Annotated in this window: 17 protein-coding genes; 12 read left to right on the top strand and 5 right to left on the bottom strand. The window is 68.9% G+C overall.

Annotated features, from left to right (window positions below; all coding sequences use genetic code 11):
• Positions 1-199 precede the first annotated feature (199 nt).
• A complete protein-coding gene (locus ACLJOO_RS25245; protein ID WP_410789834.1) occupies positions 200-1240 on the top strand; it encodes an N-acetylglucosamine kinase in 1041 nt (346 codons plus the stop codon).
• Between the two features lie 3 nt (positions 1241-1243).
• Here the strand turns inward: ACLJOO_RS25245 and ACLJOO_RS25240 are convergent, their stop codons facing one another.
• The gene (locus ACLJOO_RS25240; protein ID WP_410789833.1) at positions 1244-1627 is read right to left on the bottom strand and encodes a YciI family protein; all 384 of its coding nucleotides are present in this window, start codon (positions 1625-1627) and stop codon (positions 1244-1246) included.
• A 318-nt stretch (positions 1628-1945) separates the two neighbouring features.
• Between ACLJOO_RS25240 and ACLJOO_RS25235 the strand changes: the two genes are divergently transcribed.
• Both ACLJOO_RS25235 and ACLJOO_RS25230 read left to right on the top strand, forming a co-directional pair.
• Positions 1946-2542 carry an ArsR/SmtB family transcription factor gene (locus ACLJOO_RS25235; RefSeq protein WP_410789832.1) on the top strand — a complete coding sequence of 199 codons (597 nt, stop codon included), beginning with the start codon at positions 1946-1948 and terminating at the stop codon, positions 2540-2542.
• Between the two features lie 4 nt (positions 2543-2546).
• The gene (locus ACLJOO_RS25230) at positions 2547-3803 is read left to right on the top strand and encodes an MFS transporter (RefSeq protein WP_410789831.1); all 1257 of its coding nucleotides are present in this window, start codon (positions 2547-2549) and stop codon (positions 3801-3803) included.
• Here ACLJOO_RS25230 and ACLJOO_RS25225 read toward each other — a convergent pair.
• Positions 3751-5073, bottom strand: a complete 1323-nt coding sequence (locus ACLJOO_RS25225; protein ID WP_410789830.1) for a hemolysin family protein — start codon at positions 5071-5073, stop codon at positions 3751-3753. The two genes, ACLJOO_RS25230 and ACLJOO_RS25225, sit on opposite strands and share 53 nt — an antisense overlap.
• A 166-nt stretch (positions 5074-5239) precedes the next feature.
• Between ACLJOO_RS25225 and galT the strand changes: the two genes are divergently transcribed.
• Both galT and galK read left to right on the top strand, forming a co-directional pair.
• Positions 5240-6286, top strand: a complete 1047-nt coding sequence (gene galT, locus ACLJOO_RS25220; RefSeq protein ID WP_410789829.1) for a galactose-1-phosphate uridylyltransferase — start codon at positions 5240-5242, stop codon at positions 6284-6286.
• Positions 6283-7410 (top strand): galactokinase, encoded by a 1128-nt coding sequence (gene galK / locus ACLJOO_RS25215; protein ID WP_410789828.1) that lies wholly within the window; start codon positions 6283-6285, stop codon positions 7408-7410. The genes galT and galK overlap by 4 nt, the downstream gene beginning before the upstream one ends.
• A 21-nt stretch (positions 7411-7431) precedes the next feature.
• On the opposite strand, the gene ACLJOO_RS25210 is transcribed toward galK, so the two are convergent.
• On the bottom strand, positions 7432-8244 hold the full coding sequence (locus ACLJOO_RS25210; protein ID WP_130382873.1) for a DeoR/GlpR family DNA-binding transcription regulator: 813 nt from the start codon (positions 8242-8244) through the stop codon (positions 7432-7434).
• Between the two features lie 68 nt (positions 8245-8312).
• Between ACLJOO_RS25210 and ACLJOO_RS25205 the strand changes: the two genes are divergently transcribed.
• Both ACLJOO_RS25205 and ACLJOO_RS25200 read left to right on the top strand, forming a co-directional pair.
• Positions 8313-9443, top strand: coding sequence for a GNAT family N-acetyltransferase (locus ACLJOO_RS25205; RefSeq protein ID WP_410789827.1), 1131 nt, complete (start codon positions 8313-8315; stop codon positions 9441-9443).
• 109 nt (positions 9444-9552) lie between these two features.
• Entirely contained in the window at positions 9553-10215 is a 663-nt protein-coding gene (locus tag ACLJOO_RS25200) for a GNAT family N-acetyltransferase (protein ID WP_410789826.1), read from the top strand.
• Between the two features lie 202 nt (positions 10216-10417).
• Here the strand turns inward: ACLJOO_RS25200 and ACLJOO_RS25195 are convergent, their stop codons facing one another.
• On the bottom strand, positions 10418-10723 hold the full coding sequence (locus tag ACLJOO_RS25195) for a hypothetical protein (RefSeq protein WP_410789965.1): 306 nt from the start codon (positions 10721-10723) through the stop codon (positions 10418-10420).
• 25 nt (positions 10724-10748) lie between these two features.
• Between ACLJOO_RS25195 and ACLJOO_RS25190 the strand changes: the two genes are divergently transcribed.
• From ACLJOO_RS25190 to ACLJOO_RS25170, 5 genes are all read left to right on the top strand, one after another.
• Positions 10749-11120 carry a CAP domain-containing protein gene (locus ACLJOO_RS25190; protein WP_410789961.1) on the top strand — a complete coding sequence of 124 codons (372 nt, stop codon included), beginning with the start codon at positions 10749-10751 and terminating at the stop codon, positions 11118-11120.
• A 188-nt stretch (positions 11121-11308) separates the two neighbouring features.
• Positions 11309-12292: a CAP domain-containing protein gene (locus ACLJOO_RS25185; protein ID WP_410789825.1), complete on the top strand. Its 984-nt coding sequence runs from the start codon at positions 11309-11311 to the stop codon at positions 12290-12292.
• Between the two features lie 1077 nt (positions 12293-13369).
• Positions 13370-13579: a hypothetical protein gene (locus tag ACLJOO_RS25180; protein ID WP_410789824.1), complete on the top strand. Its 210-nt coding sequence runs from the start codon at positions 13370-13372 to the stop codon at positions 13577-13579.
• A 14-nt stretch (positions 13580-13593) separates the two neighbouring features.
• On the top strand, positions 13594-14364 hold the full coding sequence (locus tag ACLJOO_RS25175; RefSeq protein WP_410789823.1) for a hypothetical protein: 771 nt from the start codon (positions 13594-13596) through the stop codon (positions 14362-14364).
• A 128-nt stretch (positions 14365-14492) separates the two neighbouring features.
• On the top strand, positions 14493-14747 hold the full coding sequence (locus ACLJOO_RS25170) for a hypothetical protein (RefSeq protein WP_410789822.1): 255 nt from the start codon (positions 14493-14495) through the stop codon (positions 14745-14747).
• On the opposite strand, the gene ACLJOO_RS25165 is transcribed toward ACLJOO_RS25170, so the two are convergent.
• Positions 14726-15676, bottom strand: a complete 951-nt coding sequence (locus tag ACLJOO_RS25165) for a GlxA family transcriptional regulator (RefSeq protein ID WP_410789821.1) — start codon at positions 15674-15676, stop codon at positions 14726-14728. The two genes, ACLJOO_RS25170 and ACLJOO_RS25165, sit on opposite strands and share 22 nt — an antisense overlap.
• Positions 15677-15708 lie beyond the last annotated feature (32 nt).

Raw genomic sequence — 15708 nt, 5'->3', positions numbered from 1 at the left:
ACCCCTCGACTAATCTGCTCGCCAGCGACACTCCAAGTGCCGACAAATGCGCAAGTTTGCTGTTTGCTGGACAGAACTTTTCTCAACTCGTAGCTAAAGTCAAGGCTCATCCGTGTGATCTCCCCAGATCGGGACCGTTGCGTAACCTTGCTTACTTGTGCTTACTAATAGGCTCTTTCGAGCAGTTTGGAGCATTGCGATGTCGGTCGAACGCCCGCTTCCGGACGCTGACGCCGCACCTGTCGACCAGGTGGTCCTGATACCTGCCGGACCACTGGTCCTCGGCGGCGACCTCGGCGGCACTTCCACCCGGATCGTGATCGCGGACTCTGAGGGCAACGTAGTCGGTCGCGGAGCCGCAGCGGGAGGAAATCCGACCAGTCACCCGGCAAGTGCGGCGGCCAACTTCGGCCAGGCCCTTCACGCCGCGCTGTCCGGAGTGGACCCCGCCGCCGTCAGGGCCGGAGTGGTCGGGATGGCCGGCGGCGTTGCGCTCGCCCGCCCGGACGTGGCGGCCCAGTTCGAGGCCGCGTGGACCGGCGCCGGCCTCACCGTCGCCCCCGACTACATCGGCGACCTCGAGGTCGCCTTCGCCTCAGGTACGCCGGAACCGGACGGAACCGTGCTGATCGCGGGCACCGGGAGCAACGCCGGCCTGGTGCGCAACCATCAACTGCTGCGCACCGCGGGTGGGCACGGCTGGCTCCTGGGCGACGACGGGTCCGGGTTCTGGCTCGGCCGCGAGGCGGTCCGCAGCGTGCTCCAGGCACTGGACCTGCGCGAGCCACTCGGGCTGCTCGGGCAGGCCGTCGTACAAACAATCCTGCCCGATCGGGACGAGCATGCGACTGCACATCGTGAAGGATACGACGCCTTGCGTGACGACCTGGTGAGGACGGTGAACAGCCGGCCTCCGGTCCTGCTTGCGGAGCTGGCGCCGGCGGTGATGGCGGCGTACGCCCAGGACGATGAGACCGCGCGGTCCCTGGTGAAACGCGCAGCCGAGTTGCTCACAGAAACCGCCGCACGCCTCAAGACAACGTCGGACAAGGGCCCGATGGTGCTCGCAGGCAGCGTCGCCGGTGAGTCTTCACCTGTCGGACAACTCATCCGGCAGCATTTCGCCGGCGAAGTCCTCACCGCCCGGGACGGAGTCGGAGGCGCCACCTGGCTAGCCCTAGGCACCCTCGACCCCGCCCTCGCCACCACCAAAAACCACCAACGCCTAGTCGAACACTGAGGTTCAGTCGAAGACTGAGACCGGGCGGACTTCGACGGCGTAGAAGCCTGCTTCGGGGATGGTGGCGGCGATTTCTTCGGCTCGGGCCTGGGTGGTGACGTCGATGAGGAAGACGCCGGCGAGTTGTTCCTTGGCCTCGGAGTACGGGCCGTCGGTGGTTGCTCGGACGCCTTCGCGGACCCGGACCACCCGGGTCTTCGTTGGCGGGTCGAGCGGGACGGCGTTGATCAGCTCGCCGCTGGCGTCGAGTTCGTTCAGCAGGTTGTCGAGCTGCGCGGCGAGCGCGTCCCGGGCCTTCTTCGGCAGGGCCTTGCCCTCCTCGGTGTGCAGGAACGACGGGTGACCCCAGGTGATCGGGTTGCTGTGAATCATCAGCAGGTACTTCATGTTTCTTGTCCTTTCGGGCAGGTACTGGATCTTCGCAGCAGAGGTCGGAAGCACCCGGCCGTACTCGACATTGCGACCAAACCGGCTGACCGTACCGAAGAACGGGTAGTGGTTGGCCGGATGTGCGCTAACGACAGGTAGAGCACCCCGAGACACCGTACACATCAAGCACCACGACGCTCAGGTGCACTACCCCGCCGCCTGACACCTCCTGTCCAGCTGCACATCGCCGGCTGACCTCTACCCGTTCTTCGGTACGGCGCCCAATATTCCAAGCAATGGCTTGACATTGGATCCAGGCTGTCGCATATTCCAAGCATGTCTTTGGAAAAGGATCCGCGGCGGTCGCGGTTGCTGGACGATCCGCTGGCTATTCGGGCGATGGCGCATCCGGTGCGGCTGGATCTGCAGTCGTTGCTGGGTCGGGAGGGGCCGCTGACGGCGGCCGATGCGGCGCGGCGGCTGGGGATCAGTCAGGCGTTGGCGTCGCATCACTTGCGGCAGTTGGCGAAGTACGACTTCGTCGAGCCGGCGCCGGGCAAGGACAACCGGGAGCGCCCGTGGCGGCTGGTGTCGACGTCGCAGTCGTGGCGGGATGCGGCCGCGACCCCGGAAGGTGCGGCCGCGGCCGACGTACTCGAGCAGTTGCTGGCCGAGCGGGCGCTCGAGCGGTTGAGCCAGTGGCAGCAGCAACGGAAGTCCGAGGACGCGGTCTGGCGGGACAGCTCGGGGATCGGGCAGAGCGGGTTCTACCTGACGGCCGAGGAGCTGACCGAGCTCGTCGGCCAGGTCGACGCGTTGCTGCAGCGCTGGGTCGACGAGCGGCCGATCGACGACAAGTCCACCCGTCCGCCGGGCAGCCGGCATGTCTCGTTCACGCAGATCGTCACGATCTCGCCGGAGCCGGAGGGGTAGGCAGATGAAGGACTTGTGGGGCGTCCTCGCCAAGCAGCGCGACTACCGCTTGATGTTGAGCGCCGGCCTGATCTCGCTGATCGGCGACTGGCTGCTGCGGACCGGGCTCGCGTTCCAGGTGTACGTACTGACCGGGTCGACGCTGGCGTCAGGTGGCCTGCTGCTGGCGTCGTTCCTGCCGGCCGTCCTACTCGGATCGCTGGCCGGCGTCTTCGTCGACCGCTGGAACCAGCGGACCACGATGATCGTGACGAACATCCTCAACGCTGTGGTGCTGTTGCCGCTGATCGCCGTCCACGACGCCAGCATGATCTGGATCGTGTACGGCGTCGTACTGGCGCAGAGCTGTTTGCAGCAGTTCTTCCAGCCGGCCGAGCAATCGCTGGTCCCGGTTCTGGTGCACGAGGAGCAACTCGTCACGGCGAACGCACTGAACAGTCAGATCCGCGACCTCGCCCGACTGGTCGGCGCGGCGCTCGGCGGTGTACTCGCGGCCGCCGGCGGGCTCACACTGCTCGCCATCGGCGATGCCGTGACCTTCCTGGCCGCGGTCGTGCTCGTCGCCGCGATGCGACACCGTCAGGAACGCCCCGAATCCAAGGAACAGACGGCCGGCGGTGCGATCAAGCGGCTGAAGGAAGAGTGGACCGAGGGGCTGCGGCTCTGCGTCGCGGGTCCGGCGATTCGGCTGTTCTTCGTGTTCAGCATGGTCACCGGCGTCGGCGAAGGGATCATGAGCACGCTGTTCGCGCCGTTCGTCAGCGCCGAGGTCGGCGGCGACGAAAAGGTGTACGGCCTGATCGTGTCGTCGCAGGCCATCGGCGGGATCGTCGGCGGCCTGATCGCCGCCGCGATCGGCTCCCGCTGGCCGGCCGCGACCCTGTGGGGAATCGGCGCCTTCGCGTTCGGCCTGATCGATACCGCCCTGTTCCTCTACCCGTTGGCGTCTGACAGCGTGATCCCGGCGTTCGTCTGCATGATCGTCGTCGGCCTGCCCGGTGCGCTCACCATCGCCGGGATGATGACGGTGTTCCAGAACCTCACCGTCGACGGCACCCGCGGCCGCATCTTCGGCGCGGTCGGAGCCGCCGAAAGCGTCGCGGTCCTGATCGGCATCGCCGCGGCCGGCCTCCTCGGCGACGCCGTCGGCATCATCCCGATCCTGGTCTTCCAGGGCCTCGGGTACGTCGTCGGCGGGCTCGTGGTCCTCAGTCGGCGGCGGGTTCTGGTTCCCCGAGCGGAGCCTGCTCTGACGGTTTGACCAGGTGCAGCCGGACGCGGGCGACCCGGCGGCCGTCCATCTCGGTGACCGTGAGGGTGTGGGTGTCGAACGGTACTTCGTCACCGGTCGACGGCACCTTTCCGAGGCGGGCGGCGAGGAAGCCGCCGACGGTCTCGTAGGGTCCGTCGGGGAGCTCGATCGTGGTCGCGTCGGCGAAGTCGTCCAGGTTCAGCAGCCCGTCGACCTCGATGTCGCCGCTGCCCAGCCGGGTGGTCTCGGCCTGCTCCTCGTCGTACTCGTCCGTGATGTCGCCGATCAGTTCCTCGACCAGGTCCTCGAGCGTGACGATGCCCGCGGTGCCGCCGTACTCGTCCAACACGATGGCCAAGTGTGTCGAACGGCGGCGCATCTCGGTCAGCGTCGGCAGCAGCTTCGCGGTGTCCGGCAGCATCAGGACCTCGCGCGCCAGGTCGCCGACCCGCACCGAGCGAGTCGCGACCGCCGGGTCGAACAGGTCCCGGACGTGCACGAAGCCGACGATGTCGTCGGCCGAGCCGTTCATCACCGGGTACCGCGAGTGCGGCCGCTCGGCGGCGAACTTGACCGCCTTGTACGCCGGCATCTCGGCGTCGACGAAATCCACCTCGGTACGCGGCAGCATCAGCTCGCGCAACTGCCGGCTGCCGGCCTCGAAGACGTCGTCGACGATCTTGCGCTCTTCCTCACCGAGCGACTCGTGCGCGGAGATGACGTCGCGCAGCTCCTCGTCGGTCATCACCTCGCGGTTCGCGTTCGGGTCGCCGCCGAGCGCGCGCACCACCAGGTCGGTGGACTTCGACAGCAGCCAGATCACCGGCCGCGCGCCGGAGGCGATCCTGTCGACCAGGGGCGCCAGTCCGAGCGCGAACGTCTCGGCCCGCTGCAGCGCGAGCCGCTTGGCCGCGAGCTCGCCGAGCACGATCGAGACGTACGAGATCAGGATCGTGATCAGGACCAGCGCAACAGTGCCGGCGACGCCCTCGGGGATGCCGAGCTTCTGCAGGTGCGGCGAGAGGCCGTCGGCGAGGGTCGCGCCACCGAAGGCGGCGGACAGGAAGCCCATCAGGGTCACGCCGATCTGCACGGCGGACAGGAACCGGTTCGGGTTGGCGGCCACCTTGGCGACGATCTCGCCGCGTCGCCCGCGGTGCGAGAGTGCCTTGAGCTGACTCTCCCGGAGCGAGACGAGGGCCATCTCGGCCGCGGCGAAGACCCCGCCGATCAGCACGAAGACCAGAATCAGGACGATGTTGAGCAGGGTGTCGTTCATGGGTGGGTTTCCTAGCGCCCTCTCGTCGATACGCGAGAGGGCGGGCGTTGGGCGTAGTCGTCCATCTACCAACTCTAGCGGTGGGCGGTCCTACCGTGCATGTTCGAGTTTGTTGGTTTACGATGATTCCTGGCCGGACGCGTCGTACGGCCGGGAGGGTCACACGATGAACACACCGCGCGGTGTACGCCGTACCGACACCAGACTGTCGGACGGCCGCGAGCTGATCTACTACGACCCGGCCGACGCGCCGGCCCGGGTGCCGCTCGAGGACACCCGCGGCCTGCCCGCCCCGCAGCCGCAGGTCGAGCTGCGCACCGATCCGCTCACCGGCGACGTGATCACCTACGCCACCCACCGCAACACCCGGACGTACCTGCCGCCGGCGGACCAGTGCCCGCTGTGCGCGAGCAAGCCGGGCAACCCGACCGAGATCCCGGACCACGACTACAACGTCGCCGTGTTCGAGAACCGGTTTCCCTCCTTCGCCGGCCCGGGCCGGACCGAGGTGGTGTGCTTCACCAGCGACCACAACCGCTCGTTCACCGATCTGTCCCAGGGGCAGGCCCGGCTGGTCGTCGACACCTGGGCCGACCGGACCGCCGAGCTCGGCGCCCGCGAGGACGTCGAGCTGGTGTTCCCGTTCGAGAACCGCGGCCGCGAGATCGGCGTCACGCTCAGCCACCCGCACGGCCAGATCTACGCCTACCCGTTCATCCCGCCGCGGATGCAGAACCTGTTGCGGCAGGCCCGCAAGCACCAGGAAGTTGCCGGTAGCAACCTGTTCGCCGACGTCCTGGCCGCGGAGCGCAAGGAGGGCACCCGGGTCGTCGCCGAGAACGGCAACTGGACCGCGTTCGTCCCGGAGGCCGCCCGCTGGCCGGTCGAGGTGCACCTGTACCCGCACCGCCAGGTCGGCGGTATCGACGAGCTGTCGGTCGGCGAGCGCGACGACTTCGCCGAGCTGTACCTCGACGTCCTCAGCCGCTTCGACGGCCTGTACGGCGAGCCGCTGCCGTACATCGCCGCCTGGCACCAGGCCCCGGTCCGGATCGATCGCGAGCTCGGCTACCTGCACCTGGAGCTGTTGTCGATCCGGCGGGCCAAGGACAAGATCAAGTACCTGGCCGGCTCCGAGTCCGGCATGGGCGCGTTCATCAGCGACACCCGGCCCGAGGATGTGGCCGACACCCTGCGAAAGGCCGGCCAGTGAGCTTCCAGAAGGTTTTCGGTACGTCGCCCGACGGCAGCTGGCGCGCCCCGGGCCGGGTCAACCTGATCGGCGAGCACACCGACTACAACGACGGCCTGGTACTCCCGATCGCGCTGCCGAACCGCATCCTGGTCACCGCCTCGAAACGGGACGACGGCCGGATCGCCGTCGCGTCGAGCGGGCACCGGGGCGTCACCGAGTTCGCGATCGACGACCTGGCCCCGGGTTCGGTCGGCGACTGGGCGGCGTACCCGGCCGGTGCCGCCTGGATCCTGCGCGAGTCCGGCTACCCGATCGGCGGGGCGAACCTGCTGGTCGACTCGGACCTCCCGTCCGGCGCCGGGCTGTCGTCGTCGGCCGCCCTGCTGTGCGCGACGTTCGTGGCGCTGCTGGGCCTGCGCGACCTCCAGGTCGACCCGGCCGAGATCGCGCGGCTGGCGCAGAAGGCCGAGAACCAGTACGTCGGCGCACCCGTCGGACTGATGGACCAGATGGCCTCGATGTGCTGCACCGAGGGCCACGCGCTGTTCTTCGACATCCGCGCGATGTCCACCGACCAGATCCCGTTCAACCCGCCGGCCGACGATCTCACGCTGCTGGTCGTCGACGTGAAGGCACCGCATCGGCACGTCGACGGCGAGTACGCCGCGCGCCGGAAGAGCTGCGAGCAGGCAGCGGCCGAGCTCGGCGTACCGGCGCTGCGGTCGATCGCGTTCGAGGACCTCGACGACGCGCTCGCACGGTTGTCGGACGACGTCGTACGGCGGCGTGTGCGGCACGTGGTGACCGAGATCCGCCGGGTCGAGGACGCGGTCGCGTTGATGCGGGCCGGCAAGCTGCGCGACGTGGGTCCGCTGTTCACCGCGTCGCACGCCTCGCTGCGCGACGACTTCGAGATCACCGTGCCGGAGCTCGATGTCGCCGTCGACACCGCGCTCGAGGCGGGTGCACTCGGTGCGCGGATGACCGGCGGCGGTTTCGGCGGTTGCATCATCGCGCTGGTCGAGGCCCCGGCCGCCGACGCCGTCCTGTCCGCGATCGAGAAAGCCTTTGCGGAACACGGTTTCTCGGCCCCGAGCTCGCTGGCCGCGACGCCGTCAGCCGGCGCCTCCCGGGTCAGCTGACGCGCGAACGCGCGCCGGGGTTCAGGAAGCGATGACGAGGTCGCATCCCGTGTCGCGCATGGCCTTGCGGGCGGCGGGCGTCAGGCCGTTGTCGGTGACGATCACGTCCAGGTCGGACCAGGTCGCGAACGTACTCAGGCCGACGGTCCCCCACTTGGTGTGATCCGCGACCACGACCACCTCACGACTCGCGGCGATGAACGACCGGTTGGTCTCGGCCTCCATCAGGTTCGGCGTGCTCAGCCCGTGCTCGGCGTCGACACCGTGCGCGCCGAGGAACAGCAGGTCCAGATGCAGTGACGCCAGCGCAGCGGTCGCGATCGGGCCGACCAGTGCGTCCGACGGCGTCCGGATGCCGCCGATCAGTACGACGGTGCGGTCCGAACGCCCGTTGCCGTGGAACACGTCGGCGATCCGCGCCGAGTTCGTGACAACCGTCAAGTTTTCCACCCGCAACAGCTGACGGGCCAGCGCGTACGTCGTCGTACCGGCGCCGATGCCGATCGCGCTGTCGGGCTGCACCCGGGTGGCGGCCTCGGCCGCGATCGCCTGCTTGGCCGCGGACTCCTGGGTCAGCTTGGCGTCGAAGCCCGGCTCGTGCGCACTGCGCAGGCCCACGGAGGTCGCGCCGCCGTGCACCTTGTGCAGCAGGCCGCTGGAGTCCAGGGCGTCCAGGTCGCGCCGGATCGTCATGTCCGAGACCCCGAACCGGTCGACCAGTTCGGCCACCGTGATCGCGCCCCGGCTGTTGACCTCGGCAACGATCGTGGCCTGCCGCTGGGCGGCGAGCTGGCCGCCGCGGCCGCGTGGCGGTTCTGCTCCGGCTGCGTTCACGTCCACAGAATAGTCTCCGTGGCATGGAAATGTGTTGCCCGGCCGGTGGCAGCGCGTCACCCTGAAGCATGCGATTTCCCGAGGACGTCCCGGTGCTGACCGACGGCGTGGTGACCCTGCGTGCGCACACAGCCGCCGACGTCGACCCGGCGTACCGGATGTGCCAGGACCCGGTGATGCAGGAATGGACCACGATCCCGGTCCCGTACCTGCACGAGCACGCGGTGAACTTCCTCACCGAGGTGGTCCCGGCCGGCTGGCGCGCGAACACCGCCTGGGCCTGGGCGATCGAGTACGACGGGAACTACGTCGGCACCGTCGACCTGCACGACGGCGAGGGCGGTGTCGGCGAGGTCGGGTTCGCGGTATCGGCGGACGTCCGCGGCAACGGGGTGATGACGCGCGCGCTGCAACTCGTGGTGCGGTACGCGTTCGACGGCCTCGACTGGAAGCGCGTGATCTGGCGTGCGTACGTCGGCAACTACGCGAGCCGCCGGGTCGCGTGGAAGACCGGATTCCGTGGTCTGGTGACAATTCCGGGCGGCGGCCGGTCGCGCGGCGTCCGGAAGGACGAGTGGGTCGCGACGATCGGGCGCGACGACGAGCTCGAGCCGAAGGGCAACTGGTGGACGGTGCCCGTGCTCGACGGCGGCGCGATCCGGCTGCGGCCGCTCCGCGCATCGGACGCGCAACGGGTGATGGAGGCCTGCGGCGACGAGCGGACGCAGCAGTGGTTGACGGGTATGCCGTCGCCGTACGGACTCGACGACGCCAAGGGATTCATCAACAGCCGTTCGGATGCGGCGGCGAGCGGTGAGGCCGTGGCCTGGGCGATCACCGACCCGGCGGCCGACGAGTTGCTCGGCAACGTCAGCATCTTCGGCCTGAACAACCGGATCGACAACACGATCGGCGAGATCGGGTACTGGATGCACCCGGACGCGCGCGGCCGCAAGGTGATGTCGACGGCGGTCCAGTTGGTGATCGAGCACGCGTTCCGGCCGGTCGAGGACGGCGGTCTGGGCCGGCGTCGGCTGGTGCTGCGGTGTGCCGACGTGAACACGGCATCCGCGCACGTTGCCGAGGCCAACGGCTTCACGCGGGTCGCCGACGAGCGCCTCGCCGACCCCCGCCGCGACGGCACGTACAACAACCTCCTCACCTACGACCTGCTCGCCGCCGAGCACCCCGCCGGCTGACACTTCACGGGCCGTGGTGACCGGCTGCAGGCAGTGGTTTACGGCGAGTTGGTGTCAAACGACACCGGTTCCCCTCGCCGTCGCGCTGCCGGGCTGCTTGAATCGACGGGTGAGAGATCGTGAGGAACTCGTCCGCCGTTGGCAGGCCGGGTGGTCCGTCTCGCGGGGCTGGACCACGGTTGAGGACGACAACGACGGCATCCTGATCGTCCGGGCGGGTGAGGAGAGCCGGCCGACGGAGTACGTCGTACTGGATGCCGACGACAAACCGGAGCGGGTGGAACGCGCCGCCCAGCTGGCCCTCGCCGACGGCGGCGGGCGCGGCTCGGGCTGGATCACGCTGGCCACCGACGACAAGGAAGCCAGGATCGAGCAACTGGAGCAGCTCGGCCTCGAGGTCCAGCAGGACCAGGACTGGCTGATGACGATCCAGCTCTCGGAGCAGCCGGCGCTGAAGCTGCACGAGCGATATACGTTGCACACCGAACTCGAGGACGACCTGATCATCACCCGCGCCACGATGCACGGCGGAGTGGTGTCGAGCGGCCGGATGGCGGTCGTCGGCGAGGACGCGGTCGCGGACCGGATCGAGACCGACCCGGCCCACCGCCGGCGCGGACTCGGCAGCGCGGTGATGGCGTCGCTGGTCGAGGCCGCTGCGGCGAAGGGCGCGAAACGCGGCATCCTGATCGCGTCGATCGACGGCCTGCGGCTCTACCGGAGTCTGGGCTGGAAGGTGATCGCCGACATCGTCATCGCCCGATCCCGGTGATTCTCGCGGACGTTTGAAACGCTTGCGATAGTCAAAGGTTCGTGAAGTGCTGACGCCTGCCGCGTGGGCAAACGCTGCCCTGGGCAAGGCTGCAGATCATGACGAACCACAGACGGCCCCCCGGTAACGGCGTGGCCGGTCCTCTCATCGCGTCACTGTCGGCTCTCGTGTTGCTGGCCGGCATCGGGTGGTTCGTACTGCGTCAGTCGGACAGCAGCAAGGTGACGAGCCAGGCGGATCCGATCACGTCGATGGCTACCGCGAGCGACGACGCGTCGTCGGCCACACCGGTCCGTCCGACGAGTCCGTCGTACACACCTCGCCGTACTCCTTCCACGACCCCCTCGACGGCGAAGAGCGTGACGCCGAAGCCGGCTCGGACGACGTCGCCGAGCCGGGGCAGCACGCGGACGCCCAAGCCCACCACGTCGACGACATCGCCGAAGCCGACCCACTCCGCGACCCCGACGCCAACGCCGACCAGGACGACGAAGACCTCCAAGCCCACCTCAGGACCTGCCGAGGCGCAGGTCCTGGACCTGACCAACCAGGAACGTGCGAAGGCCGGCTGCGGACCGTTGCGGACCAACAAGTCGCTGACGCAGGCCGCCGAGGCGCATGCCGCCGACATGGTTGCCGAGCACTACTTCGCGCACGACAGCCTGGACGGCCGCAGCCCGTTCGACCGGATGAAGGCGGCCGGTTTCCGGGGCGGCGCGATGGCTGAGAACATTGCCGTCGGCTACACGAGCGCGGCCTCGGTCGTGAAGGGCTGGATGAACAGCCCGGGACACCGCGCGAACATCCTCAACTGCAGCTACACGATGATCGGGATCGGGTACGACGGCGGCCAGGTGAAGCCGGACTGGGGCAACGGCAGCTGGGTGCAGGACTTCGGCGGCTGACCGGTTACCACGGCGTTCAGTCAATCGTTTTCTTCAGGATTCGTTAAGAGGGCATTCGCCTTCGTAACGATGACCTTGCACGTCGGTTAAGGTCGCTGTTCGGTGAGACCAGGGGGGACCTGGCTGGACCACGGGGAAACGACGCGCAACTCGGTACGACGAAAAAACGAAGAGGATTCGCCCATCCCATGACGGATTCGCCTACCCCCCGGCGGCACCGCGGCAGCAGAAGAGCGCCCCGGCGGAGCCGTGGCCTCGTCGCCCCGGTCGTCAGCGCGCTCTCGGTCCTGGTCGCGATCGGACCTGTGGTCTGGTTGATGTCTCGCGACACCAACCAGGTCAACGACGCCACCAACGTGCAGTACGTCAACGAGGACACCCGTGTCGACGGCCGATCGGCGGTCGAGGGTACGACGGCCGGCACGCCGCTGATCACCATTACCAAGACCTTGCCGAACGGCCGCACGACGACAGCAGTCCTCGGTACGCCGGCTTTCGGCGCGGCCGCGTCGTCCTCCGCAACTCCGGCCAGCCCGGGTACGTCGAGCGATACGCCGAGCACCGTGCTCACCACACCGACGTCGCCGACCGTCGGCGTGACCACCGTGACCGTGTCGCCGACCACGCCACGGCGTACGCCGACCAAGACGAGCAAGCCGACGAGGACCGCGAGTACGACGCCGACCAAGACGCCTACGCGTACGCCGACCAAGACGCGGTCCACCGACCCGACGCCGAGCGAGACCACGCAGCCGCCGACCGGTGGCGGCGGGACGAACACGCAGGAGCGGCAGGTCCTCCAATACACCAACCAGATCCGTGAACAGCAGGGCTGCGGCCCGCTCCGGCTGGACAGTGCACTCGTCGAGGCCGCCGGCAAGCACGCGTCGGACATGGTCCGCCGGCACTACATGGACCACACGAACCCTGATGGACAAGACCCGGGCGATCGGATGGCGGCCGCCGGGTACCGCGGGTCGGGCTGGGGCGAAAACATCGCGGCCGGCTACGACAGCGCACAGAAGGTCGTCGCGGCCTGGATGCAGAGCGACGGGCACCGCAAGAACATCCTGAACTGCCGGTTCACCACGATCGGCGTCGGGTACGACCCAGGCCAGGTGCGGTCGGACTGGGGACCGGGCAGCTGGGTCCAGGACTTCGGCAGAAGCTGAGACCGGGTAGCCATCGTGGTTGTCATCGTGTCTAGAACACCGAAAGTGGCCAGAACGTTGTTCCAGGGCCACAATGTCCGGCCGATTCACGGTCGGTCGCGGCGGGTAGGTCCTGCCTTGTCATGTTGCCGGACGGTCCTGGGGGGTTCCGGTGAGACGACGTGTGAGGCGTCTCGATCTGGCGAGGCACGTCTTGGGGGCGCGACTTTGAAGGGAACAACGAAATAATGTCCGAGTCCGGCAACGGCCGGTACAAACCACGCAGGAAAGCGACGCGAGCGGCCTCCCGTTCGTCGCGGTCCGGCAACCGGCCCACTCCGCCCGCGGAAACCACCCCGCCCGCACCGCCCGAGCCGCCGCGCTACGCGCCGCGGACCAGCGACGAGTCCCCGTTCTGGGCGAGCGCGCCGAAGGGCGCCACGTCCAGCGAGTCCCCGTTCTGGGCCGGCGGCAACCAGTCACGCCCCGCCACGCCGCAGTACGCCCCGCGCGGCGCGCTGCCCAGCTACACCGCGCCCGACACCGACTCCGGGCTGCCGACTCGACCCACCGAAGAGCCGGCTGCGGGTCTCGGGAGCCGGCGGCCTGCTGGTGGTACGCCGTCGTGGGTCGACCAGTCGATCGCGGGCACGGACCCCGAACCACCGACCCGAGCCCGCCGCGCCGCGCGCACGGAGACCCCTGATCCGGCCCCGGCCCCGCTCGGCGAAACCGCCGGCACCTGGTCCTCCCGCCGAGCCGCCGACGACTGGGCCTCCCTAGGCTCCGCGACTACCTCAGGCACCGACAGCACTTCGCGCTCAAGCAGCACCGCCGGGCAGACACCATCCGCCGGCACCGCCGGGCTGACGGGCGCCGCAGACGACCTAGCCGCAGCCGCCACCCGCCGCTCAACCACCCGCCCCGAACCAGGCACCACAGCGGCCGCAGGTGCATTCAGCACCGGAGCAGCCGCGAGCGCGTACGGTCTCGGCGAATCCGGCCTGGACACACCCCGCACGAGCACATCCAGCACCGGCACAAGCACTTCCGGCGAGAGCGCGTTCGGCGCGGATCGCACGGGCGCAGGTGCGGCTGGTGTTGGTGCGGCGGCGTACGCCGCTGCTGGGTCTGAGGTCGGTGGGGCCGACGCTGGGGCCGAGCACGTTGCTGCTGGTGCTGGCGGGCGTGGGGGGTCTGGGACGGGTCGGCCTGGGTCTGGCGGTCCTGGCGGTAGTGGGCCGGGACGGCGTACTGCGGCTCGGTCCGCGGCGGCTGGGCGGTCTGCTCGTGGCCGTCGTACGGTGATTGCGATTGCTTCTGTGCTGCTGGTGATCACGCCGATCTCGTGGATCCTGCTGCACCAGCCGCAGAACGACGAGGCGGACGCATCCATCCCGATCGTCACCCGCACCGACGACACCTACATCACCCCGACCGCCAAGCCGGCCGTCGCAACCCCCTCGGCCCGAGTCACCGTCCCGCCAACGGCGACCCCCACGGCCACCCCCACCAACACCCCGTCGGCAACCCCCTCGGAAACCCCGACGAACAGCCCGACAAACACACCGACAGACACCCCAACCACCCTGTCCTCCAAGACCCCCACCACCGCACCAACCTCGGCCCCGACGACGCAGCCCACCACAGCACCAACCTCACCGGGCCGCACAGTCCCCACGCCGACCCAGACCACCACAACCACCCCTCCACCACCGGTAGACGGCGGCATGGACGCGAACGAGCAGCAACTGTTCGACCTGATCGACAACGCCCGGGTGGACAACGGTTGTGCACGCCTGAAGGAAGACCCGAGCCTCACCAACAGCGCCGAGGGGACCGCAGGTAGCCGCGCCAAGACCGGCAGCGGCATTGACGACTCCAGCGGGTCCCAGGTGGGCGCCGGCGGCGACAAGATGACCGCACAGCAGGCCTACGACAGGCTGATGTCGACCAGCCGCAGCACCGTTCTGAGCTGCGGCCTGAAGACGCTCGGTGTCGGCTTCGGCACGGCGCCGCGATGCACAGCCAAGCTGCTGGGCATCTGTCTCAGCTCCACCGACCGCAACGCGTGGGTGGCGAACTTCTCGTAGGTGCGGAGCTGTACGCAGGCATAACCCCCCTCTGGCGGGCCTTTGGGCGCTCGAAGTGGGGGTTTTGCCTGCGTGGCGGTTCGAGCAGTGGGACCATGGGGTGACGACCTGGTCCACCGGGAGGTTGGATGTTCGAGCGGGATGATGTGGATCGGGTGGAGCCGGCGCATTTGGGGATTCATCCGGATGCGTTCGCGGAGGAGCGGCTGGATCCGCGGCCTGAGGAGGCCAAGCGGATGGGGTTGAGCCGTCATACCGAGGAAGGCGCCGTGCTGTACTTCGCGTCCTCGCTCGACCGCGGCAAGCCCGCGCACCGGATGATGGCCTGGATCCTGCTGATCACGTTCGCGGCGCCGGTGATCTACATCCTGCTCGTGCTGTAGAACTCCTGCCGATGCCGCTGCGGCGTCGTACCGAGCAACCCGTGGAAGTGGTGCCGCAGCGCGTCGCTGCTCCCGAACCCGCTCTCCGTGGCCACCCGCTCGACCGACAGGTCCGTTGTCTCCAGCAACAACCGTGCCCGGTCCAGCCGCTGCCGCAGCAACCACGCCTGTCCCGAGCTCCCGGTCCGCGCCCGGAACTGCCGGGTGAACGTACGTCGTGACATCGCCACCGCCCCGGCCCACTCGTCCAGCGACACCGGCTGGTCGAGCCGCGCCCGCGCCCACACCATCGCCTTCTCGATCACGTCGTCGGCGGGGTCCGGCGGCACCGGCACCGGGATGTACTGCGCCTGCGATCCACTCCGATGCGGCGCTACCACGATGTCCCGGGCAACCTTCTCCGCCACCTCGACCCCGTGGTGCGTGCGCACCAAGTGCAGGCAGCAATCCAGCGAGGCCGCCGTACCGGCAGATGTGACGAGATCCCCCTGATCCGACCACAGCACGTCGGCGCGCACCTTCAGGTCCGGATACCGCGACCGCAGCTCGTCGGCGAAGCGCCAGTGCGTCACCACCTCACGCCCTTCGGCGAGCCCGCTCTCCGCCACCAGGAACGCCCCGACGCACAGCGCAACCACGGTCGCACCACGCCCGTGCGCCCGCCGGATCGCGTCCAGCAGTACGTCGGACGCGACCAAACCGGGCTCCCAACTCGGCAGCACCACGACATCGGCCCGCTCCATCGCCTCGAGCCCGTGGTCCACCGTGATCCCGAAACCGGCGCTGGTGGCGAACGATCCCGGTTCCTCCGCACAGACGAGTACGTCGTACCGGGACGGCAGCCCGCGGCGTTCGCCGAGCACCAGGCACGGTACGGACAGGTGGAACGGGCTCATCCCGGGATACGCGAGGACCGCCACAGTACGCATGAAGACAGTATGGCCCGATCTTCAGGAACTGT

Origin of the sequence: Kribbella sp. C-35 (genome assembly GCF_046549195.1) — a bacterium.
Taxonomy (GTDB): Bacteria; Actinomycetota; Actinomycetes; order Propionibacteriales; family Kribbellaceae; genus Kribbella.
Note: the sequence above shows the minus strand (reverse complement) of the source record. Positions and strands in the feature narration are given on the sequence as shown.

What these genes read in the sequence shown, in the direction of transcription:
- ACLJOO_RS25240 (WP_410789833.1), bottom strand. Translation starts at nt 1,627, where the DNA reads ATGAAGTACCTGCTGATGATTCACAGCAACCCGATCACCTGGGGTCAC.
- ACLJOO_RS25185 (WP_410789825.1), top strand. Translation starts at nt 11,309, where the DNA reads ATGACGGATTCGCCTACCCCCCGGCGGCACCGCGGCAGCAGAAGAGCG.
- ACLJOO_RS25170 (WP_410789822.1), top strand. Translation starts at nt 14,493, where the DNA reads ATGTTCGAGCGGGATGATGTGGATCGGGTGGAGCCGGCGCATTTGGGG.
- galT (WP_410789829.1), top strand. Translation starts at nt 5,240, where the DNA reads ATGAACACACCGCGCGGTGTACGCCGTACCGACACCAGACTGTCGGAC.
- ACLJOO_RS25165 (WP_410789821.1), bottom strand. Translation starts at nt 15,676, where the DNA reads ATGCGTACTGTGGCGGTCCTCGCGTATCCCGGGATGAGCCCGTTCCAC.
- ACLJOO_RS25230 (WP_410789831.1), top strand. Translation starts at nt 2,547, where the DNA reads ATGAAGGACTTGTGGGGCGTCCTCGCCAAGCAGCGCGACTACCGCTTG.
- ACLJOO_RS25235 (WP_410789832.1), top strand. Translation starts at nt 1,946, where the DNA reads ATGTCTTTGGAAAAGGATCCGCGGCGGTCGCGGTTGCTGGACGATCCG.
- ACLJOO_RS25205 (WP_410789827.1), top strand. Translation starts at nt 8,313, where the DNA reads ATGCGATTTCCCGAGGACGTCCCGGTGCTGACCGACGGCGTGGTGACC.
- ACLJOO_RS25225 (WP_410789830.1), bottom strand. Translation starts at nt 5,073, where the DNA reads ATGAACGACACCCTGCTCAACATCGTCCTGATTCTGGTCTTCGTGCTG.
- ACLJOO_RS25245 (WP_410789834.1), top strand. Translation starts at nt 200, where the DNA reads ATGTCGGTCGAACGCCCGCTTCCGGACGCTGACGCCGCACCTGTCGAC.